The sequence below is a fragment of the Streptomyces alkaliterrae genome (assembly GCF_007097205.2).
Lineage (GTDB): Bacteria > Actinomycetota > Actinomycetes > Streptomycetales > Streptomycetaceae > Streptomyces > Streptomyces alkaliterrae.
In genome coordinates this window covers 1-563 of sequence record NZ_VJYK02000690.1, presented here as the reverse complement: position 1 = coordinate 563, position 563 = coordinate 1, and the positions used below count along the sequence as shown (strand labels likewise).

General features: G+C 71.6%; 1 protein-coding gene. It reads right to left on the bottom strand.

The features are described 5' to 3' along the window. Positions 1-13: 13 nt before the first annotated feature. Positions 14-346 carry a glyoxalase superfamily protein gene (locus FNX44_RS27510; RefSeq protein ID WP_181356651.1) on the bottom strand — a complete coding sequence of 111 codons (333 nt, stop codon included), beginning with the start codon at positions 344-346 and terminating at the stop codon, positions 14-16. Positions 347-563 lie beyond the last annotated feature (217 nt).

The window sequence follows — 563 nt, the reverse complement described above, 5'->3', positions numbered from 1 at the left end:
CCCGACCCCCGGGTCACTCCACCGGCGTCCCGACCCGCAGCCGATTGCCGTCCGGGTCCCGCAACTCCACCTCCCGCGCCCACGGCGCCTCCTCCACCACCACGCCGAACTCCCGCGCCACGGCCTCCACATCACGCACCCGGAGGTACACGAGGCCGCCTGGCCGCGCATCCCCCTCGTGCTCCGACAGGAACAACCGGACATCACCCCGTGCCACCTCGGCGAACACCGGAAACCCCGCCCCGAAGCGGTGCTCCCACTCCACCTCGAAGCCCAACCGCCCGTACCAGGCGGCCGATACCGCCACATCCGCGACCCGCAACACCGGAATCGCCTGCTCGCCCACCACGCTCCTCACCCCTTACCCCTCGCCGTTTCCGGACAACCCGCACCGAGCCGCCCCTTACCACACCTTCCATACCGTCATGCGCCGAGATGTACCGCGAGGCCCGATACGGATACGCTGCGGTCCGGCGGGGCGACGCACCCAGAGACGGCGGCACCCACCCCCCGTCCCGCCCCGCCGGACCCCACCGTATCCGTATCCGTCCTCGCGGTACATC